Raw genomic sequence first — 19,541 nt, forward strand, 5'->3', positions numbered from 1 at the left:
TATCCTTTAATCATTAATGAGTAATAGCAAAACTATCGGTTAAAATTTCTTGATTTGCTTCTATGCCATGAATAAACACAGTTTGATTTGGCTTCACATCAATATTGAGTTCTTGAGTCATATAGCCATTTTTTAGTTGGATAGTATGAGTGCCTGTTGGCAAAGTGAGACGGGCAACTTGAGCATTACTTGGTAGAGTATTCCACGCACGAACATCGGCTTTTTCAGAAGCTGTGTTGTAAATATTTCCAGCAATTTGCCCGATAGCCCCTAGGTGATTCCCAAGTTCTTTTTGGACCATATATTTTGCTGTTGTGCGCGCAATTTGCGATGTCATATTGGCAGCTACATTTTCTTTTAATGTTTTTACAGCTAATGCGCCTATATCAGTTAAAGTAGAGGTGTTAGTCATAGGTCTACCATTTACAAATACCTGAAGACTAGTAGGGCTTTTATAGGTAGAGGGGTTGTAGCTAGCAAATGAAACATTAATTAAGCCGTTTGGAGTAGGCAATGCAAATGTATTGGGTATTTTTTGAGGTACTAGGCCTTGCTCTAAGAAAATTACAACTGGATATTGTTGAGATTTTTTACCTGAAGACATGTCTAAGCGTTTAACATCATTTTTAATGAAGTCATTAGGCTGTAATTCATAAGCTTTTTTGAAGTCAACGAGGGCATCGTTTTCTTCTCCTAATGCTTCCCAAAGAGTGGCTGCCATGTAAAATGCATAAGCATTTTGATATGTATTTTTAACTTTCCCAGCAATTGTATCTAGACCAGCAAAAGCTTCGTCAAAGTTCTGATTATTATCGGAACCAGCTTTTTCTTTAGCTTTTTCAGCTTCCTTCGTGTGGGCGAGTTCAATTTCACGCTGAATACGTTGGGCGATACGCATTTCTACACCAGCGCTTTCTGGATTATTGAGAGCCATAAAGTTTATGGCTTGATAAACATGCGCTAAAACTTGCTCATATTCTGGGATTTTGTAAGGAATAACACTGTCATTACTCACAAGTGAGAGAGCTTTAAATCCGAGCTCTGAGGCACTAATTTTTGCTTTATTATTTCTTTGTTCTAATAGTACAAATGCAGCTTCAAAGGATTTCTTACTTTCTTCATATTGATGATTAGCTTGTTGTAAACGACCTTTTTCAAGTAGGTAGAGTGCAGCATCGCTCCCTTTAGCTTTTTTATCTAAAAATTTATGAGTTTCTTCTGGAATGGGTTGCGTGAGGTTTGCACGGAAGCTCTGAGCGGTTTGATTGTAGTCATCAAAAAAGCCAGCTTGAGCAGTAGGTAAAACACTGCTAAATAGAATAGCCAGAAAAGTTTTTTTGTGTCGTTGTGATTGCTTAATTATTGAAAAATCTGTCACAAAAAATACTCACAAGTTTACAAAAATAAACGAACTATAATTTTGTAAAGTGAGTATTTCAATAATTTTATTAACTATTAGTTTTATTTGTTCTATTGAAGAGTAAACGCAAAGCCTTATCTAATATAGCGTTAAAGGGTTTTGAAGCTTTATATTTTAAGTGTTTGTTTGTTTGATAAATAATCTAATTAAGTTTTTATAATAATTTTAATCTTAGCTTTTAAGTTTTATTTATCGCTTTAATCATAATTAATTGGATTCTTAAATTTAAATAATTGATATGTTTATTTTTTTAATATTCATCTTTTTTATTTGAAGGTTTTTTAATTAATATATGATGGTATTTATTTTATCGGGGTTTAAAGTTTAGAATAACTTAAAAAAAACAGTGTTTTTCGATTGTTGTATTATAAGTATATATTAAATTGTTTTGGTAAAAAGCTGTCAAATGACAGCCTTTTTACTGCAAATTACTTTCTAGATAAATAAATATTGGTGAGTCGATTTAGAAACTGAGGGCTCAACGTTGAGAGTTGATAAAGCAGTTTGGTTTTTATACCCACTGGAGTGTGGGTAGGTGTCCAGAAATGAGCCCTTTTCTCTACAAGCGTAAGCACCTGCTGAGCAATATCATTTGGGGTTAAATCTATCCCCATATTCTGAATGGTGCCTGCATCCATATTGTTAACCATTGCAGTTTGGACAAATAGCGGCATCACATCTAAAACACGGATACCATATTTTTTCCATTCCACATCTAAACCTTCAGTAATTCCACGAACTGCAAATTTACTAGCAGAATAAGAAATCAAATCAGCTTGCCCATAAATTGCAGAGGCTGAAGAGAGGTTGATAACACGTGCAAAAGACGCTTGCTTTAAGTAAGGGAGAGCAGCGTGACAGCCATTGATTACGCCGTTTACATTAATATTTATTGTTCTTTGATGAGCTTTAATATCAGTCGTTTCAAACGCGCCAGAATATAAAATACCTGCATTATTTACCAAAATATTAAGTTCACCAGCCCATTCGGTAAATTCTTTTAATATGTGTTGCCACTGGCTGTAGTCACTTACATCTAGATAGCCGGCACGGGCATTTGGCCCTAAGTGATTTGCTAGTTCCTGGGCAAGTGATTCATTAATATCATAAATGCCTACTTTATATCCTTGTTTGTAGAATACGCGTGCAATTTCAGCCCCAATACCTTGAGCGGCACCACTAATCAGAATACTGTATCTCATCTTTTTTCTCTTTGTCAGTACAATAGTGCGACTGATTTAATCGCTTTGATTTTGATCATAACAAATTAAAATCTTAGTTTGACTGACCGACTTTTTAAACTTGAGGGTTACCATGGATAAATTGCTTAAAATCATGCAAGAGTTACGTGAAAAATGTCCGTGGGATCAACAGCAAACTCCAATGTCACTGACTAAATATGCGATTGAAGAGGCGTATGAAGTCGAGTCGGCCATCCGTCAAGGTGATATTAATGAAATTAGAAATGAACTAGGCGATTTGTTATTACAGGTTGTGTTTCAATCACAAATGTTTAGTGAGCAAGGCGCTTTTAACTTTCAAGATGTTGTTGAGGCAATAAGTGAAAAGTTAATACGCCGTCATCCCCACGTTTTTCAGGCAGATCAATTTAATACTTTAACACCAGAACAAGTAAGTGAGCTTTGGAAACAAATTAAGCAACAAGAAAAACAAGGCAAGCCGCAATCAAGATTAGATGAAATAAAGCATGGGCCAGCCCTGTTACAGGCACAAGAAATTCAAGCAAATGTAGCTAAGGTTGGGTTTGATTTCGAAACGGTAGAAGATGCTTATGAAAAACTAGAAGAAGAGTTGGACGAGTTTAAGCAGGCCCTAAAAAATCAAAATATTGATGAAATTCAAGACGAATTTGGAGATTGCCTGTTTTCATTAGTCAATGTTGGACGTAAACTTGCGATTTCAAGTGAAACATCACTTTTATCGACAATACATAAATTTAGAAGCCGTTTTGCTTTTATTGAAGATCAAGCGCAAAAACAGCAAAGAACATTAGAGGACATGACCCTGTCTGAAATGGATGAATTGTGGAATCAGGCAAAGAGGCAGTTAAAGTTAGGGGAAAAAACACATGCAGCTCAGCATGAATCTTTGGAAGAATAAGCACAATATTTTCATTGTTTTATTTTGGAGCCTGATTTCTTCAACCTTTATTCAGGCTCAATCTTTTGATCAAAATTTTAAGGAGTGGAAGACTAAACAGCAGAGGTGTGATCAGAAGTTGAGCATGCAGCATTCCTCTCATTCTAACAGTCCAAAAAGTTCAGTTATGACTGATTCGTCAGGGCAAATTCACTTGAATCAAGCCAATATTGATGAGCTCCAAAAGCTAAAAGGTATTGGTGAGAAAAAGGCTCAGGCAATTGTGGAATACCGTCAAAAGAATGGTGGCTTTAAAAATATTGATGAATTTAAAAACGTAAAGGGCATTGGTCCCGCCATTTTTGAAAAGAATAAAACGCGTTTGACTTTATAAATCATCTGTCTGTCAATTATCATTTCATGCGCAAACTACAGAGAATCAAATTGCCCTTTGTGTGCGTTAGAGCTATGATTAGCGACAACTTGTTATTTACGTCCTGACGTAGGAGACAGCGTCTTTTGCAAACCTTGCGAGCGTCAAAATGTGGTTTGTCCACAGCCCAACTTCCTTCTTCGATTTTAGATGTGATCGATAGCCTGACTAAAGCTGGCTATGAAGCTTATATTGTTGGGGGTGGTGTCCGTGATTTAATGCTAGGGCTTAATCCTAAAGATTTCGATGCAGTCACTAATGCAACACCTTCCCAGATTAAAGAAGTTTTTGGTCGACGTTGTCGAATCATTGGCCGTCGATTTGAATTAGCACATGTCTATTCAGGGCGTGAGCTTATTGAAGTTGCAACTTTCCGTGCTCCTCCAAAAAAAGCAGTCACTAGTGCTTCAGGCATGATTTTACGTGACAATAACTGGGGAACCATCGAACAAGACTTTGCTCGCCGTGACTTTTCAATCAATACGCTATATTACCAACCGCGTAAGAGTATTGTGCTTGATTTCTGCAAAGCAATTGACGATGTAAAAAATAAAACTCTACGTTTATTAGGCGATCCGGCACAGCGCTTTGAAGAAGACCCTGTGCGTATGCTGCGGACTTTACGTTTTGCAGCGAAGTTAAATTTTAAAATTGATTCAGATATTCTCGATATATTTGATGCAGAGATGACGCAACTATTGCGTGATGTTTCTCCGCATCGTTTATATGATGAATCTCAGAAGCTCTTTACAATGGGACATTTGGCGCGTGTTTTGCCAATGTTGATTGAGTTTGGTGTTTGGAAACAACTCTTTGCTGATATTCAGCCTAACCTCACTCCATTTATTTTAAGAGCAGCAAAGAATACAGATCAGCGTATTCAAGTGGGTAAAACAATTAACCCAGCATTTTTCTACGCAGTCTTATTGTGGCAACCATTTTTAGAGCGTTGTGAATTTTATTTATCTAAAGGTGTGGTACCAGCTGAAGCGCGTGCACAAGCTGGTTTAGATGTCTTAAAACGTCAGGCAACCCGCACTGTGATTCCTCGTTTTGCAGAAACTTTTATTCGTGAAGTTTGGGAAATGCAGACCCGTTTGCTTAACCCGAAACCACAGCAAATTGAAGCATTGGCTGGACATGCGCGTTTCCGTGCTGGTTTTGACTTCTTGTTACTTCGTGAAAAGTCAGGTGATGACACAACACAGGGGATGGGAAGCTGGTGGGAAGCCTACCAAGAAATGTCGAATGACGAAAAAGAAGCTGCAATTAGCCAGTACAATCGTCAGAAAGCTAGAAACCGTCGTAAAGCCGTTGCTGAACCTGTTGAAAACAATAAAGTTGAGACGGAAATCGAACCTTTGGTTGATATTCCTGAACCACGCAGCCGTCGTGGGAAAAAAGAACGTGCTCGACAAGAACAATCGATGGGTCGTTTCGTTGAAAAAGCCTCTGCTACAGAAACTGGGGTGATGAGCGACCATCCGATTTTGAAGCGTAAGCGTGTACAACGCGATTTAAGCCAAGTTATTTTTGGGCCAACGCAATGACAACGAAGACCTATATTGGTTTAGGAAGTAATTTGGGTGATTCACGCCAAATCTTATCTGAAGCCATTGCTAAGCTTAAAACTTTAGGTGGAGTGAAAGTTTCTAAACTTTATCAAAGTCCACCTATGGGTCCTCAAGATCAACCAAATTATTTAAATGCAGTTGCAGAGCTAAATACCGATCTCACTCCTTTAGATTTGTTAGATCAGTTACAACGATTTGAGCAAGAAGCTGGTCGTGTACGCCTTCGTCGTTGGGGAGAGCGTACCTTAGATCTGGATTTGCTTATATATGGTGATGAAAAAATTCAAAATGAGCGCTTAACTGTGCCACACATTGGAATTTTAGAGCGAGATTTCGTTGTAATTCCTTTATTAGATTTAGACGCTGATTTACATATTAACGATCAGCCACTTAAAAATTTAGAACTCATACAGCAGCCCACGCTGACTGTACTTGCTGATGAGTCTTGGGCTTAAAACCAGACTTATTACGTTCTGCAAACTCCTGTAGAGGATACCATCATGATTAGTCTAAGTGACTTAAGAAAATTTAAAGCCGAAGGACGTAAGTTCTCTTGTCTAACTTGTTACGATGCGAGTATGGCAAAAGCAATGGAACTTGCTGAAATTGATACAATCTTAATTGGTGATTCTCTTGGAATGGCAATTCAAGGTCGTGACTCAACTTTACCTGTAACTGTTGAGGACATGGCTTATCATACGGCGGCGGTGCGTCGTGGTAACCAGCATGCTTTGATTATGACTGACTTACCATTTATGAGTTATGCCACTTTAAATGATGCTTTGCAAAACGCAAGAACAGTTATGCAAGCTGGTGCTCAGATGATCAAAATCGAAGGCGGCGCTTGGCTAGGTGAAACTGTACAAGTGTTAACTCGTAATGGTGTACCTGTGTGCGTACATTTAGGTTTAACTCCTCAATCTGTACACGTATTTGGTGGTTACAAATTACAAGCTAAAACACGTGAAGCAGCTGATCAACTTATTGCTGACTGTACGGCAGTGGTTGAAGCAGGTGCAGCAGTTCTATTGCTTGAATGTGTTCCTGCTCAGTTGGGACAAGAAATTGCTGAACTATTTCCAAATACACCTGTGATTGGTATTGGTGCGGGTAATGCGACTGATGGTCAGGTACTTGTAGTACAGGACATGTTGGGCTTAACTTTTGGTCGAGTTGCGCGTTTTGTCCGTAACTTTATGAAAGAACAATCTGGCGAAACAGCAATCCTAGACGCTTTTAAAGCTTTTCATGCTGCTGTGCAGGACCAGTCATTTCCAGCCAAAGAACATACTTTCCACGTTGAGCTGTAATTCATGAAAACAGAAACCACCATACAAGGTCTTGCAGCTTCTTTAAATCCTGCTAGAGCTGCGCGTAAAATTATTGGTTTTGTCCCAACAATGGGAAATCTACATGAAGGACATCTCACACTTGTTCGTGAAGCGAAAAAGTTATGTGATGTTGTGGTTGTTAGTATCTTCGTAAACCCAACTCAATTTGGACCGGGTGAAGATTTTGATAGCTATCCTCGTACTTTAGAACAAGATAGTCGTCTATTAGCTGATGTAGGTTGTGACATTATTTTTGCACCATCAGTTGAGCAAATGTACGGTACTCAGCCACGTTTAACCAACATAAGTGTCAGCCAAATTACCGATGCTTTATGTGGTAGTTCACGTCCTGGGCATTTTGATGGCGTAGCTTTGGTGGTCACTAAACTCTTTAATATTGTACAACCTAACTATGCTTTCTTTGGTCAAAAAGATTACCAGCAGTTAGCAGTGATTCGTCAGTTTGTACAAGACTTAAATATCCCGCTAGAAGTAATTGGTGTGCCAATTGTTCGTGCAGCAGATGGCTTGGCTCTTAGTTCAAGAAATGGTTATTTAAGTCCAGAGCAACGTCAGGTCGCTCCGGTTATTTATCAAAGTTTAAAGCAAGCTGAGCAGCAGTTACATCAAGGCAAAGATCTACAACAAGTTTTAGAAGATATCAAAACTCAGTTGACAGATAATGGGTTTGTTGTGGATTATGTCGAAGCTCGTCAGTCAAATCTGTTACCTGCTACTCAGTTTGATCGTGATATTGTGTTGTTCATCGCGGCAAAATTGGGTGCAACTCGTTTGATTGATAATTTAGAAGTTGCCTTTACACCCCAATAAACAGATCAAAGGACAGCCATGCCATGAAGCGTATACTTATCGTGACAGGACAGTCTGGTTCAGGAAAATCTTCGGCTCTCCAAGTGTTAGAAGATTTGGGCTATTACTGTATTGATAATTTGCCTTTGGCATTGCTGCCCGAAATTGTGGCAAAGCTAGATCATGAAAATAATCTAGAGCAGTTGGCATTAGGTGTGGATGTTCGAAGCACTCGTGCAGATATGCAAGAGTTCGATCATGTTTTTGAGCAACTACAAAAACATGGCACAGTTGATGTGATTTATCTGACTACGCAAGATCAGGATTTGATCGCACGTTTTAGTGCATCACGTCGTCCGCATCCATTGGCCAATCGTTTTAAAAGTCTGTTGCAATGTATTCATGAAGAAAAGCAGTTACTGCTGCCAATTCAGTTCCGCGCTACGGTTCATATTGATACAACAGATAAAAGTGTTCATGATCTAAAGCATATTTTACTGTCTAAATTGGGGCAGTCGGATAAGCTTATCGTGATATTGCAGTCATTTGGATATAAACATGGCATTCCTTTAGATGCTGATTATGTTTTTGATGTACGGCATTTACCAAATCCGCATTGGGATTTAGAATTGAGACGTTTTTCTGGTTTGGATGAGCCAGTAAGACAATTTTTAGAAGCAAGTCCGCAAGCAAACGAAATGTTTGATGATATTCTTCACTTCTTAAAAAAATGGCTTCCAGCATTTGCTGAAGGACATCGTCACTATATGACGATTTCTATTGGTTGTACTGGCGGTCAACATCGTTCCGTTTATATCGTAGATAGACTAAAACAAGCACTTGAGGCAGAATGGTCTGTTCAGGTCTTACACAGAGAAATGAAGCACTGGTCATGATAGACACAACTGTTGATGTAATTAATAAACTCGGTTTACATGCTCGTGCATCAGGAAAACTGATAGAGGTCACTACAAAATTTCGTTCGTCGATCCAAATTGGAAAAGGCGATCATTTAGTAGATGCAAAAAATATTATGTCTTTGCTGATGTTAGGTGCAGGTAAAGGGACCACTTTGCGATTGGTCATTGATGGTACCGACGAAGAGCAGGCATTAAATGAAGTACAGGCGTTATTCGCCGCAAAATTTTATGAGGCAGATTAATCGTGGCACGTCGTCCCCAACGTTATACTGAAGAAGATTTTGGCTCTTTAGAAGGACGTGCAAGTAAAACAGAACAGAAAAAAGCAGTTCAACGTATGGCTGCTTTAGGTGAGCAGTTAGCACAACTTTCTGTTAAACAGATTCAAAAACTCCCAGTTGATGAACGTTTAATTGATGCGTTAATGGAAGTACAGAACATTAGTTCTTTTGAAGCTCGTCGTCGTCAGTTTCAACGTATTGGTAAATTATTGCGTAATGAAGATGAGACCGTTATTTTGTCTTATTTAACTCCGCAGCAAGGCGCAAAAAAACAGGCTCAATTGATGCGTTGGGTTGATCGTATGATCGAACAAGGTGACCCTGCAATTAATGAATTTAGTAAAATTTATAATGCTTCGGAACGTCACACCTTGCGTCAGCATGTGTTGAGAATCAACCGTGATAAGAGTCAACAAGTGAGTGAAGCGGAGCTTGAGACATCAAAAGGTAAATTTGTAAACTATGTACAGCAAATTGCTTTATTGTCTGATCAAGGCTAAATACTCTTCCATAAAAAGCGACGCTCAAGGCGTCGCTTTTTTATTTATACATTTTCAGCCCGTTCTTTTGCCCATTCACGCAAGATAAATTTCTGTAATTTGCCTGTCGAGGTTTTCGGAATTTCTGTAATAACTACATCTTTAGGTACTTTAAAGCGTGCTAATTCTTTTTGGCAGTGTGCAATAATTTCTTCAGGTGTTGCTGTAGTACCCATCTTTAATTCAATAAACGCGCATGGTACTTCTTGCCAACGTGCATCGGGTTTAGCGACTACCGCAGCGGTTAATACAGCAGGGTGTTTATACAACACATCTTCTACTTCTAAAGATGAAATGTTTTCTCCACCTGAAATAATGATGTCTTTCGAACGATCAGTAATTTTTGCATAACCATCTGGGTGGCAAACGGCTAGGTCACCTGTGTGAAACCATCCGCCAGCAAAGGCTTCTTGAGTTGCTTTAGGGTTCTTTAAATAGCCTTTCATGACAATATTGCCACGGAACATGATTTCTCCCATGGTTTGACCATCATTAGGCACAGGTTCCATAGTCTCGGGATCTAACACACGCATGCTGTCTTGCAACGGGTAGGGTACACCTTGACGGGAATGAAGTTGGGCTTGTTCAGCAATTGATAGCTCATTCCATCCAGATTGAGAAGCACATAGGGCAGAAGGCCCATAAGTTTCTGTTAAGCCATATACATGGTTTACGTTAATCCCCATGTTTCGCATCCCTTCAATAATGGCAACAGGGGGAGCTGCCCCAGCAACCATGACTTCAACATGGTGATCAAAGCTGGTTTGTTTTTCTTTAGGTAAGTTAAGAATCATTGAAAGAACAATAGGCGCACCACAGAAATAATCAACTTGATGTGCTGCAATCAATTGCATGACTAATTCTGGATCGACTTTGCGTAAACAAATATTGGTTCCACCACTTGCTGCTATGCTCCACGCAAAACACCAGCCATTACAATGAAAGAGGGGTAGTGTCCATAAATACACAGCACGTGGTTTCATTCCACAAGCCAAGATATTGCTTGCAGCATTAAGATAAGCCCCGCGATGATGATAGACCACACCTTTAGGATTACCTGTAGTTCCAGATGTGTAATTCAGGCTAATGGCATCCCACTCATCTTCTGGTAAATGCCAAGAGAAGTTAATGTCGCCTTGAGCGATCCATTCTTCATATTCAAAGGAACCTAAAAACTGATTTTCACCTTCGTATTCCGTATCGGCTACATCAATTACAATAATGTGTTGATTCGGAATAAGTGAGAGAGCCTCTCTTGCCAAATTCACAAATTCAGGGTCAACCAACAGTACTTTACTTTCAGCATGTTCCAGCATGAAAGCGATTGTTTTTGCATCTAAACGTGTATTGAGGGTATTAAGTACCGCACCCGCCATAGGAACTGCAAAATGCGCTTCAATCATGGCTGGAATATTTGGCAATAAAACGGATACCGTATCATTTTTCTCAATTCCCAGTTGCTTGAGCTGAGATGCAAATTGACAGCAGCGCTGATAAGTTTCTTTCCATGAAATTTGACGCTTACCATGAATAATCGAAGCTTGATCTGGGTAAATATAAGCCGCACGTTCTAGGTAGCGTAGAGGTGATAACGCAACAAAGTTTGCGGGTGTGCGTGGTAACTCATCATAAGCACTAACCATGTGAAACAACTCCGTGTTCTATTTTTAATTCATTCTTTGAACATATGATTTAATATTAATCAAAGCATCTATGCTTTAGTCTTAAAGAACGATACCCTCCAGTCAAAAAATGAGCAGAAATGCTATTTTCTTCATCTTAAACCACTTGTGTTAAACATGTTTAAAAATCATCTCAATATATTTTTTAAGTCATTTATTGCTGTTTACGTGATAAGCAAAATGTATTTATGATTTTATGGACTCAAAGGTTTTCACATTGCTTGAACAAGTGTAAAATCTTTCAGGTTTTTTAACTTTGATTTACACCGTTTTTATATTTTGAGGTTCGCCTCGATCATAATCTCGCGGTGAAATGCTCCTTCGTATAGGGCATCACTCCTTAAGGATTTTTTTATGCCAATTATCACATTGCCAAATGGCGATCAAAAGAGTTTTGATCACGCTGTATCTGTTATGGAAGTTGCCCAAAGTATTGGGCCTGGTCTAGCAAAAAATACTGTTGCTGGCCGTGTAAATGATCGCTTAGTTGATGCATGTGACTTAATTACCGAAGATTCGACCTTACAAATTATCACTCCAAAAGATGAAGAAGGTCTTGAAATTATTCGCCATTCTTGTGCACACCTTGTAGGGCATGCTGTTAAACAGCTTTTCCCAGAAGCCAAGATGGTGATTGGTCCAGTCATTGAAGAAGGTTTTTACTACGACATCTGGATGCCACGTCCTTTTACCTTGGATGATATGGCAGCTATCGAAGAGCGTATGAAAAAGCTCATCGATCAAGATTACGATGTCGTTAAAAAAATGACACCGCGTGATGAAGTTATTGCTGAATTTACTGCGCGTGGTGAAGAATATAAATTACGCTTGATTGCAGACATGCCTGAAGAAACACAAATGGGCTTGTACTACCATCAAGATTATTTGGATATGTGTCGTGGTCCACACGTACCGAATACCAAATTCTTAAAATCATTTAAGCTCACTAAAATCTCTGGTGCATACTGGCGTGGTGATGCAAAAAATGAGCAGCTTCAACGTATTTATGGTACAGCATGGGCTGATAAGAAACAGCTTGCTGCGTACATTAAGCGTATTGAAGAAGCTGAAAAGCGCGACCACCGTAAAATTGGTAAAGCCTTAGACTTGTTCCATATGCAAGAAGAAGCACCGGGTATGGTGTTCTGGCATCCAAACGGTTGGACGATTTACCAAGTTCTTGAACAATACATGCGTAAAGTTCAGCAAGACAATGGTTACCTTGAGATTAAAACACCACAAATTGTAGACTTTACACTGTGGGAAAAATCAGGTCATGCGGCGAACTATGCTGACAACATGTTTACGACTCATTCTGAAAATCGTAATTATGCCGTTAAGCCAATGAACTGCCCATGTCACGTGCAAGTTTTCAACCAAGGTTTGAAGTCTTACCGTGATCTACCGATTCGTTTAGCAGAGTTTGGTTCTTGTCATCGTAACGAACCATCAGGTTCTTTACACGGCATTATGCGTGTACGTGGCTTTACACAAGATGACGCACACATCTTCTGTACTAAAGAACAGATCGGTCAAGAAGTTGCTGACTTTATTAAGCTGACTTTAGAAGTTTATAAAGATTTTGGCTTTGAAGAAGTGCAAATGAAACTTTCTACACGTCCAGAAAAACGTGTAGGTGATGATGCACTTTGGGATATGGCTGAAAAATCTTTAGCAGATGCTTTAGATGCAGCGGGTCTCGAATGGGAGTTACAACCTGGTGAAGGCGCGTTCTACGGTCCGAAAATTGAATTCTCATTGAAAGACTGTCTCGGACGTGTATGGCAGTGTGGTACTATTCAGTGTGACTTCAACTTACCAGAACGTTTAGATGCGTCTTACGTAACTGAAGACAATGATCGTGATCAGCCTGTGATGTTGCATCGTGCAATTCTTGGCAGTTTTGAGCGTTTTATTGGTATACTAATTGAACACTACGCAGGTTTCATGCCACCTTGGTTGTCGCCGTTACAAGCATGTGTCATGAATATTACGGACTCTCAAGCTGAAGCTTGTGAGAAAGTCGTAGCAAAACTCAAAGAAAATGGCCTTCGTGCTATTTCTGACTTGAGAAATGAAAAAATCGGATTTAAGATTCGTGAGCGTACTCTAGAGCGTATTCCTTACCTATTAGTTCTTGGTGATCGAGAAGTTGAAGAAGGTACAGTGAATGTGCGTACCCGCTCAGGAAAAAATTTAGGTACTATGTCAGTAGATGCATTCATTGACTTAGTGAAGTCTGCCGTCGCCGAACGTGGCCGGTATATTGTGGAGTAAGAAAGATTAAACAGCCTGACCGTAACCAACAACAAGGTGCAAAAAGCAACCGTCCAGCAATTAACGACGAGATCCGTGCAAAAGAAGTACGCCTCGTTGGTGCTGACGGTGAGCAAAAAGGAATTGTTTCATTAAATGAAGCACTGCGCGCTGCTGAAGAGGCAGATCTTGACCTAGTTGAGATCGTTGCAAACGCCGAGCCGCCTGTTTGTAAAATTATGGATTACAACAAGCACTTGTTTGACCTTAAGCAGAAGCAAAAAGATGCGAAGAAAAAACAGCATCAAGTGCAAGTGAAGGAAATCAAACTGCGCCCTGCAACTGACGTTGGTGATTATCAAGTTAAGCTTCGTGCTATTTTGAAATTCCTTGAAGAAGGAAACAAAGTGAAAATCACTTTACGTTTCCGTGGTCGTGAAATGGCTCACCAACAACTTGGCTTAGCTCAATTACAAAAGATTGAAGCTGATGTTGCTGAGTTTGGGGTTGTGGAACAAGCACCTAAAATGGAAGGCCGTCAAATGGGTATGTTACTTGGACCTAAAAAGAAAAAGTAATACTCAAAAAAAGCACTGCAAAAGCAGTGCTTTTTTATATCCTTATCATAATAAAAAAAGATGATTTAATTTTCTCTGTTCAGTTTTATTTAAGACAATTGCTATATCTTTTAAAAGAAATTCAATTCTTGAATTTTATGTATTTTTTAGTGTTGGAAATCTCATCGTCCCTCTTAAAACATGCTATAACGCAAGACGCAGTCATGATAACGATGAATAGGAAAATAGAATGATTGATCTATATTATTGGGGAACTCCCAATGGACATAAAATCACAATTGCCTTAGAAGAAATGGGACTGGACTACACTCTTTACCCAATCAATATTTTAGAAAATGATCAATTTCAACCAGACTTTCTGAGAATTTCTCCAAATAATAAAATTCCGGCGATTGTTGACCAAGATGGACCTCGTGGTGAGCCAATTTCAATATTTGAATCAGGCGCTATTTTGCAATATTTAGGGCGTAAAACTGGATTATTTTATCCAACTGATGAGCAAGAGCGAGTTGAAGTTGAACAATGGCTCATGTGGCAAATGGGTGGGCTAGGGCCTATGCTAGGGCAGAACCATCATTTTAACCGTTTTGCACCAGAAAAAATTCCATACGCTATAGACCGCTATGTAAATGAGACTAAGCGCTTATATGGTGTGCTGAATAAGCAGCTCATTGGCCAGAAGTTTGTTGCAGGTGAATACTCGATTGCTGATATGGCAATTTTACCTTGGATTTTGCGCTATGAATGGCAAGGTATTCAGTTAGAGGATTATCCTTATGTACAAGAATATATTGTTCGCTTGACGGCACGTCCTGCGGTACAAAAAGCACTATCAATTAAAGTCATCTAACTTTTATTGGTAGCGTAATGAATAAAGTGAAAGGTGATTTGGTCTAATTTAATATGCTAAGTTACTTTTTACTTTTTTTGAGCGCGTTTGGGGCTGCTACATTATTACCGTTACAATCAGAAGCTGTACTCGCCACCTTATTATTAAAAAAAGAATATTCTGCTTTCCTTCTAATTTCTATCGCCACTTTTGGAAATGTACTGGGCTCGTGTGTGAATTGGTGGCTTGGTTTAAAAATAGAGCAGTTTAAACACAAAAAGTGGTTCCCAGTTTCTGAAAAACGTTTAGAACAAGCTCAGCGTTTTTATCATAAATATGGGTTTTATTCGCTGCTTCTAAGTTGGACCCCTGTGATTGGTGACCCAATTACTTTAGTTGCAGGTTTATTCAAAGAAAATTTTTGGCGCTTTTTAATTGTAGTTTTGATTGCTAAAGCAGGACGCTATATTTTTATTTATTGGGTGATTACAGATTTTATTTAAAATAAAAGCATCCGAAGATGCTTTTATTAAAATGGTTTAATTAGTCTTCTGAGCTTTTTGTAATATCGACTTTAAATAGGTCATTGGTTTTTAGCCAACAAAAGGTGACCACTGCAAGTGTCATACAACCACCAAAAATAGTCGCTGCAATCGTTCCTAAATATTTGGCTGCTAAACCTGACTCAAATGCACCAAGCTCATTACTTGATGAAACGAACATGCCATTTACGGCAGCAACACGACCACGCATATTTTCTGGCGGAAAAATTTGCAAAATGGTTTGTCTAACCACAACTGAAATACTGTCACAAGCGCCCGTCATAGCCAGCGCAAATAGTGATAACCACATGTTATTTGAGAAAGCGAAAAGAATTGTGAAAACACCAAATCCTGCAACAGCAAGTAGCATGTTACGCCATGCATGCTGAGTTGTTGGAAAGCGAGTCAAAGCAATCATAGTGACGAGTGCTCCAATAGATGGCGCCGCACGCAAATATCCCAGTCCTTCTGGACCGACTTTTAAGATATCTTCTGCAAAAATTGGTAATAATGCGATGACTCCACCAAATAAAACAGAAGCTAAATCAAGAGAAATTGCCCAAAGAACAATTTTAGTTTTCCAGATAAAACGGAAACCATCTCCTAAACTTTCTAAAACATTAGCAGTTTCAATTTTAGGAAAAGTACGCTTATGCAATAGGTTAATTAAGATGAAACAAATACCAAGTAAAACCGCAACACTAAAGAGACTTGCTTCTCGGCCTAAATAGGCAAGCATGAAACCACCAAGCATTGGCCCGATAATTACACCACTTTGCCAACCGATTGTCGTCCATGTTGCACCATTTGCATACAGTTCGCGAGGAATCAAAAATGGTTTTAAAGACGTTGCAGAGGGATTGTAAAAACCACGAATTGTACCTAAGCCAAAAATAACAGCATAAATACCCCATGAAAGGAAATTTACGCTGATATGACCTAAACCATGCAGATGGAACAGTGACCACAGCACTAAAGGAAGAGGAACCGAGAAAAATAAACAGATCTTCATAATAATCTGTTTATTAAATCTATCTGCAAAATAGCCACCCCAAAGAGAAAGAGCAATAAAAGGGATGGCTTCTGCGAGTCCAATTAAACCTAGAGTCAGAGGGTCTTTGGTGATTTGATAGAGTGAGTAGGCAACAATAATTTCTTGAATCAGAATCGCTAAAGTTAAGCAAAATTGATTAATCGTAACAATTGAGAAATCTCTGTAGCGTAAGGCAGCAAATGCATCATGTTTCTGCATTAGGAATATCGTATGTTGATAATTTGATCGTATTATAAATGGAAAAAAGCACAGGTGCTTTATTTATTGTTGATATTGCTGACACTGTGAAAGGTGAAAAAGTCTTTCTTTGCACTCATAAAAACAGTAACTAATAGTTTTAATTTTGCTCAGGTTGCTATAAAATACGCGCTTCCTTACCTGCAGGTCGATTTTGCAATGGTGCAATCGCGCCGAACAGGTGCCTAAAAGAGGTTACTATGGCTAAGTTAAAAACTCGCCGTGGTGCAGCTAAACGCTTCAAAGCGACTGCAAACGGTTTTAAGCGTAAACAAGCGTTCAAGCGCCACATCTTGACCAAAAAATCTGCTAAACGTATCCGTCAATTACGCGGCTGTGTAATGGTTCATGTTTCTGACATGAATTCAGTTCGTCGTATGTGCCCATACATCTAAGGAGATTATAAATGGCTCGTGTAAAACGTGGTGTAGTGGCTCATCGTCGTCACAAAAAAATTCTTGCTCGCGCTAAAGGTTACTACGGTGCTCGTTCACGCGTTTACCGCGTAGCGTTCCAAGCGGTAATCAAAGCTGGTCAATACGCTTACCGTGACCGCCGTCAAAAGAAACGTCAATTCCGTGCTCTATGGATTGCGCGTATCAATGCTGGTGCTCGTCAAAACGGTTTGTCTTACAGCCGTATGATCGATGGCTTGAAAAAAGCTCAAGTGATCATCGACCGTCGCGTATTAGCTGACATCGCTATGCATGATGCAGTAGCATTTGCTGCTTTAGCTGAAAAAGCTAAAGGCGCATTAGCTGCATAAGCTTAGAGATTCAAAGAAAGACCGCTTTTTAGCGGTCTTTTTTATTATTTATCTAAAGGCCAAAATAATAAGCCAGAGCACAAATAATAATGGTTAGAATAATCAGCTTAATAACGCCTGAACCAGTGCCTTTATGATGTTGAGATTTCAAATGTTGAGGATTTTCATTTGATTGCTCGAATGGCGAGGCTTTAACTACAGGTACCATCTGAGCTGTCTGATAATGGTTGGCAACTTTCACAATAAGCTTGGCAAACAAATCATCAGTTTTTTGTGTAAAGTTTCTTAAATTAATGAGTTGCTCTTGGTCTAGTTCTTCTCCTAAAGGATCATTTGCAAGGCGTTTCTTTTGTTCTAAATAATTGGCTAATGCTTGTGTACGAGATAAAAGTTGATGAGCGTAATCTGCGGGATAATTCTCTGGAATTAATGCAAGTTTTGGCTCTAAGCTTTTAATATTTGTACCATCAAAAAGAGCATTTTGAAGTTCTGGCTCCTCAAAGCCTGTCGCATACTTGCTACGGAATAATTCACTATCCATAAAGTCAGCTATTTCTTGCCATGGCGGATTTTTTAAATCAGCTTCAATTTTTTTTGATAATTTTTCATTTAATTCAAAACGCCAGAAAGTTTCTAAACGAAGCTCACAGGTTTGTGAGGCAGGGGCTTCAAACTCATTATCATTGTTATACCATTCGGCAAGCTCATGGCCAAAAATCCAAGCAAATTTCTTATCATTTTGATGACTCACAATAAAATGAGTATAAGGTAAGAGCTCGACATTGCTATTTGGATTTTGTTCTTCATTGAGAAGGCTTGATAAATGTAAGCTGAGCTTTGAGGTACCTTGTTTTTTTAATGCTTCTAGCCAAACTTGGAAGTGTTGGGCCAACAAATGTTGAGAAGTTAAGTCACGAAACTGAAAACTATGATGGTCGAAAATATGATGTTGTCGCCATTGGTTAAAGCTTAAATTCTGACGGAGGTATTCATTACCATATGTCACAAGCGTAAGTTGTTGTTTCCAAATCTGATTAAGCGCCATAATAGTTGATCTCATTGACGATGCTACTATCTTATACGTTTTATCTTTTTGTTGCCTAATACATTTTTCATGATGGATAAACTTCATCAATTCGATGAAAAACTGTTAGAATGCAGTGTTTTATTATATTTTTTAAATTTGTTGCTTTGAGAGTTAATATGTCACTGGAAGCCCTGACCACAGAAGCGCTTGCTGCCATTGCAGCAGCTCAAGACCTTGTTGCACTTGATCAGGTGCGTGTGCAATTTACAGGGAAAAAAAGCCAGCTTGCAGAACAATCGAAAGCATTAGGGAAAATGGACCCTGAAGAACGTAAAGTACAAGGTGCTGCGATTCATGCTGTTCGAGAAACAATTAATACTGCATTAACAGAGCGTCAAACGGCACTACAACAGGCAGCACTTGCGCAAAAGCTAGCAAGTGAAACGATTGATATTACACTGCCGGGCCGTGGTCAACGTATTGGTACAGTTCATCCTGTTACTCAAGTACAAGAGCGAATTTGTCAGTTCTTCACTAAAGCTGGTTTTACAGTTGCAACCGGTCCAGAAGTTGAAGATGACTATCACAATTTCGAAGCATTAAATATTCCTGGTCACCATCCAGCACGTGCTATGCACGATACTTTCTACTTTGATGCTACTCACCTACTACGTACGCATACCTCTGGGGTACAGATTCGTACAATGGAGACGAGTGAGCCGCCAATTCGTATCGTATGTCCTGGCCGTGTTTACCGTTGTGATTCGGATCAAACGCATTCGCCAATGTTCCATCAGATCGAAGGCTTATATGTTGCTGAGAACACCAGCTTTGCTGAATTAAAAGGTTTATTGATTAACCTACTGAATGAATTTTTTGAGAAAGATTTAAAAGTACGTTTCCGCCCATCATATTTCCCATTTACAGAGCCTAGTGCAGAAGTAGATATCATGGATGAGCGTGGACGTTGGTTAGAAGTATTAGGCTGTGGCATGGTACATCCAAATGTATTGCGTGCTGCGGGTATTGATCCTGATAAATACAAAGGCTTTGCTTTTGGTTTAGGGGTAGAGCGTTTTGCAATGTTGCGTTATGGCATTAATGATTTGCGTATGTTCTATCAAAATGATGTGCGTTTCTTACGCCAATTTGCCTAACAGTT

The 19,541-nt window shown here is 39.1% G+C and carries 21 protein-coding genes and 1 pseudogene; 17 read left to right on the forward strand and 5 right to left on the reverse strand.

Features of this window, described 5'->3' with window-relative positions; all coding sequences use genetic code 11:
• Nucleotides 1-13: 13 nt before the first annotated feature.
• Nucleotides 14-1,327, reverse strand: coding sequence for a COG3014 family protein (locus tag JGE69_RS13745; RefSeq protein ID WP_227602436.1), 1,314 nt, complete (start codon nt 1,325-1,327; stop codon nt 14-16).
• 521 nt (nt 1,328-1,848) lie between these two features.
• The gene (locus JGE69_RS13750; protein WP_125518932.1) at nt 1,849-2,622 is read right to left on the reverse strand and encodes an SDR family oxidoreductase; all 774 of its coding nucleotides are present in this window, start codon (nt 2,620-2,622) and stop codon (nt 1,849-1,851) included.
• A gap of 112 nt (nt 2,623-2,734) precedes the next feature.
• Between JGE69_RS13750 and mazG the strand changes: the two genes are divergently transcribed.
• The 9 genes from mazG (at nt 2,735) to yjgA (ending at nt 9,369) form a co-directional block, all read left to right on the forward strand.
• On the forward strand, nt 2,735-3,541 hold the full coding sequence (mazG, locus tag JGE69_RS13755) for a nucleoside triphosphate pyrophosphohydrolase (RefSeq protein WP_005066265.1): 807 nt from the start codon (nt 2,735-2,737) through the stop codon (nt 3,539-3,541).
• On the forward strand, nt 3,510-3,914 hold the full coding sequence (locus JGE69_RS13760; protein ID WP_199113621.1) for a ComEA family DNA-binding protein: 405 nt from the start codon (nt 3,510-3,512) through the stop codon (nt 3,912-3,914). Before mazG ends, JGE69_RS13760 begins: the two co-directional genes overlap by 32 nt.
• 125 nt (nt 3,915-4,039) lie before the next feature.
• Nucleotides 4,040-5,503, forward strand: a complete 1,464-nt coding sequence (gene pcnB / locus JGE69_RS13765; protein ID WP_032057519.1) for a polynucleotide adenylyltransferase PcnB — start codon at nt 4,040-4,042, stop codon at nt 5,501-5,503.
• Nucleotides 5,500-5,982: a 2-amino-4-hydroxy-6-hydroxymethyldihydropteridine diphosphokinase gene (gene folK / locus JGE69_RS13770; RefSeq protein ID WP_032057517.1), complete on the forward strand. Its 483-nt coding sequence runs from the start codon at nt 5,500-5,502 to the stop codon at nt 5,980-5,982. Before pcnB ends, folK begins: the two co-directional genes overlap by 4 nt.
• 45 nt (nt 5,983-6,027) lie before the next feature.
• Nucleotides 6,028-6,837 (forward strand): 3-methyl-2-oxobutanoate hydroxymethyltransferase, encoded by an 810-nt coding sequence (panB, locus tag JGE69_RS13775; protein ID WP_032057515.1) that lies wholly within the window; start codon nt 6,028-6,030, stop codon nt 6,835-6,837.
• A 3-nt stretch (nt 6,838-6,840) separates the two neighbouring features.
• Nucleotides 6,841-7,689: a pantoate--beta-alanine ligase gene (panC, locus tag JGE69_RS13780; RefSeq protein ID WP_199113618.1), complete on the forward strand. Its 849-nt coding sequence runs from the start codon at nt 6,841-6,843 to the stop codon at nt 7,687-7,689.
• Nucleotides 7,690-7,712: 23 nt separating this feature from the next.
• Nucleotides 7,713-8,564 (forward strand): RNase adapter RapZ, encoded by an 852-nt coding sequence (rapZ, locus tag JGE69_RS13785; protein ID WP_005066272.1) that lies wholly within the window; start codon nt 7,713-7,715, stop codon nt 8,562-8,564.
• Entirely contained in the window at nt 8,561-8,830 is a 270-nt protein-coding gene (locus JGE69_RS13790) for an HPr family phosphocarrier protein (protein WP_000567533.1), read from the forward strand. Before rapZ ends, JGE69_RS13790 begins: the two co-directional genes overlap by 4 nt.
• A 2-nt stretch (nt 8,831-8,832) precedes the next feature.
• On the forward strand, nt 8,833-9,369 hold the full coding sequence (gene yjgA / locus JGE69_RS13795) for a ribosome biogenesis factor YjgA (protein WP_069122300.1): 537 nt from the start codon (nt 8,833-8,835) through the stop codon (nt 9,367-9,369).
• Nucleotides 9,370-9,413: 44 nt separating this feature from the next.
• On the opposite strand, the gene JGE69_RS13800 is transcribed toward yjgA, so the two are convergent.
• Nucleotides 9,414-11,051: an acyl-CoA synthetase gene (locus JGE69_RS13800; protein ID WP_199113616.1), complete on the reverse strand. Its 1,638-nt coding sequence runs from the start codon at nt 11,049-11,051 to the stop codon at nt 9,414-9,416.
• 393 nt (nt 11,052-11,444) lie between these two features.
• Between JGE69_RS13800 and thrS the strand changes: the two genes are divergently transcribed.
• From thrS to JGE69_RS13820, 4 genes are all read left to right on the forward strand, one after another.
• Nucleotides 11,445-13,367 carry a threonine--tRNA ligase gene (thrS, locus tag JGE69_RS13805; protein WP_002117224.1) on the forward strand — a complete coding sequence of 641 codons (1,923 nt, stop codon included), beginning with the start codon at nt 11,445-11,447 and terminating at the stop codon, nt 13,365-13,367.
• Between the two features lie 5 nt (nt 13,368-13,372).
• A complete protein-coding gene (gene infC / locus JGE69_RS13810; protein WP_075383312.1) occupies nt 13,373-13,924 on the forward strand; it encodes a translation initiation factor IF-3 in 552 nt (183 codons plus the stop codon).
• 229 nt (nt 13,925-14,153) lie between these two features.
• A complete protein-coding gene (locus JGE69_RS13815; RefSeq protein ID WP_002117212.1) occupies nt 14,154-14,774 on the forward strand; it encodes a glutathione S-transferase N-terminal domain-containing protein in 621 nt (206 codons plus the stop codon).
• Nucleotides 14,775-14,827: 53 nt separating this feature from the next.
• Nucleotides 14,828-15,256 (forward strand): YqaA family protein, encoded by a 429-nt coding sequence (locus tag JGE69_RS13820; RefSeq protein WP_199113614.1) that lies wholly within the window; start codon nt 14,828-14,830, stop codon nt 15,254-15,256.
• A gap of 40 nt (nt 15,257-15,296) precedes the next feature.
• Here the strand turns inward: JGE69_RS13820 and nreB are convergent, their stop codons facing one another.
• Nucleotides 15,297-16,547, reverse strand: a complete 1,251-nt coding sequence (nreB, locus tag JGE69_RS13825; RefSeq protein ID WP_078220182.1) for a nickel resistance MFS transporter NreB — start codon at nt 16,545-16,547, stop codon at nt 15,297-15,299.
• Nucleotides 16,548-16,585: 38 nt separating this feature from the next.
• Between nreB and JGE69_RS13830 the strand changes: the two are divergent.
• From JGE69_RS13830 to rplT, 3 genes and pseudogenes are all read left to right on the forward strand, one after another.
• Nucleotides 16,586-16,775 (forward strand): annotated as a pseudogene (locus JGE69_RS13830) (hypothetical protein).
• Nucleotides 16,776-16,786: 11 nt separating this feature from the next.
• Nucleotides 16,787-16,981, forward strand: a complete 195-nt coding sequence (rpmI, locus tag JGE69_RS13835; protein ID WP_002054552.1) for a 50S ribosomal protein L35 — start codon at nt 16,787-16,789, stop codon at nt 16,979-16,981.
• Nucleotides 16,982-16,992: 11 nt separating this feature from the next.
• The gene (gene rplT, locus JGE69_RS13840; protein WP_000124858.1) at nt 16,993-17,352 is read left to right on the forward strand and encodes a 50S ribosomal protein L20; all 360 of its coding nucleotides are present in this window, start codon (nt 16,993-16,995) and stop codon (nt 17,350-17,352) included.
• A 52-nt stretch (nt 17,353-17,404) separates the two neighbouring features.
• Here rplT and JGE69_RS13845 read toward each other — a convergent pair whose 3' ends face one another.
• Nucleotides 17,405-18,397: a hypothetical protein gene (locus JGE69_RS13845; RefSeq protein WP_199113797.1), complete on the reverse strand. Its 993-nt coding sequence runs from the start codon at nt 18,395-18,397 to the stop codon at nt 17,405-17,407.
• A 158-nt stretch (nt 18,398-18,555) separates the two neighbouring features.
• On the opposite strand from JGE69_RS13845, the gene pheS reads away from it, so the two are divergent.
• Nucleotides 18,556-19,536 carry a phenylalanine--tRNA ligase subunit alpha gene (gene pheS, locus JGE69_RS13850; RefSeq protein WP_005066295.1) on the forward strand — a complete coding sequence of 327 codons (981 nt, stop codon included), beginning with the start codon at nt 18,556-18,558 and terminating at the stop codon, nt 19,534-19,536.
• Nucleotides 19,537-19,541 lie beyond the last annotated feature (5 nt).

Origin of the sequence: Acinetobacter sp. C13 (assembly GCF_016809775.1) — a bacterium.
In the GTDB taxonomy this organism is placed as follows: Bacteria; Pseudomonadota; Gammaproteobacteria; order Pseudomonadales; family Moraxellaceae; genus Acinetobacter; species Acinetobacter pittii.

What these genes read in the sequence shown, in the direction of transcription:
- JGE69_RS13750 (WP_125518932.1), bottom strand. Translation starts at nt 2,622, where the DNA reads ATGAGATACAGTATTCTGATTAGTGGTGCCGCTCAAGGTATTGGGGCT.
- mazG (WP_005066265.1), top strand. Translation starts at nt 2,735, where the DNA reads ATGGATAAATTGCTTAAAATCATGCAAGAGTTACGTGAAAAATGTCCG.
- JGE69_RS13760 (WP_199113621.1), top strand. Translation starts at nt 3,510, where the DNA reads ATGCAGCTCAGCATGAATCTTTGGAAGAATAAGCACAATATTTTCATT.
- folK (WP_032057517.1), top strand. Translation starts at nt 5,500, where the DNA reads ATGACAACGAAGACCTATATTGGTTTAGGAAGTAATTTGGGTGATTCA.
- panB (WP_032057515.1), top strand. Translation starts at nt 6,028, where the DNA reads ATGATTAGTCTAAGTGACTTAAGAAAATTTAAAGCCGAAGGACGTAAG.
- panC (WP_199113618.1), top strand. Translation starts at nt 6,841, where the DNA reads ATGAAAACAGAAACCACCATACAAGGTCTTGCAGCTTCTTTAAATCCT.
- rapZ (WP_005066272.1), top strand. Translation starts at nt 7,713, where the DNA reads ATGAAGCGTATACTTATCGTGACAGGACAGTCTGGTTCAGGAAAATCT.
- JGE69_RS13790 (WP_000567533.1), top strand. Translation starts at nt 8,561, where the DNA reads ATGATAGACACAACTGTTGATGTAATTAATAAACTCGGTTTACATGCT.
- JGE69_RS13800 (WP_199113616.1), bottom strand. Translation starts at nt 11,051, where the DNA reads ATGGTTAGTGCTTATGATGAGTTACCACGCACACCCGCAAACTTTGTT.
- thrS (WP_002117224.1), top strand. Translation starts at nt 11,445, where the DNA reads ATGCCAATTATCACATTGCCAAATGGCGATCAAAAGAGTTTTGATCAC.
- JGE69_RS13815 (WP_002117212.1), top strand. Translation starts at nt 14,154, where the DNA reads ATGATTGATCTATATTATTGGGGAACTCCCAATGGACATAAAATCACA.
- JGE69_RS13820 (WP_199113614.1), top strand. Translation starts at nt 14,828, where the DNA reads ATGCTAAGTTACTTTTTACTTTTTTTGAGCGCGTTTGGGGCTGCTACA.
- nreB (WP_078220182.1), bottom strand. Translation starts at nt 16,547, where the DNA reads ATGCAGAAACATGATGCATTTGCTGCCTTACGCTACAGAGATTTCTCA.
- rpmI (WP_002054552.1), top strand. Translation starts at nt 16,787, where the DNA reads ATGGCTAAGTTAAAAACTCGCCGTGGTGCAGCTAAACGCTTCAAAGCG.
- rplT (WP_000124858.1), top strand. Translation starts at nt 16,993, where the DNA reads ATGGCTCGTGTAAAACGTGGTGTAGTGGCTCATCGTCGTCACAAAAAA.
- JGE69_RS13845 (WP_199113797.1), bottom strand. Translation starts at nt 18,397, where the DNA reads ATGGCGCTTAATCAGATTTGGAAACAACAACTTACGCTTGTGACATAT.
- pheS (WP_005066295.1), top strand. Translation starts at nt 18,556, where the DNA reads ATGTCACTGGAAGCCCTGACCACAGAAGCGCTTGCTGCCATTGCAGCA.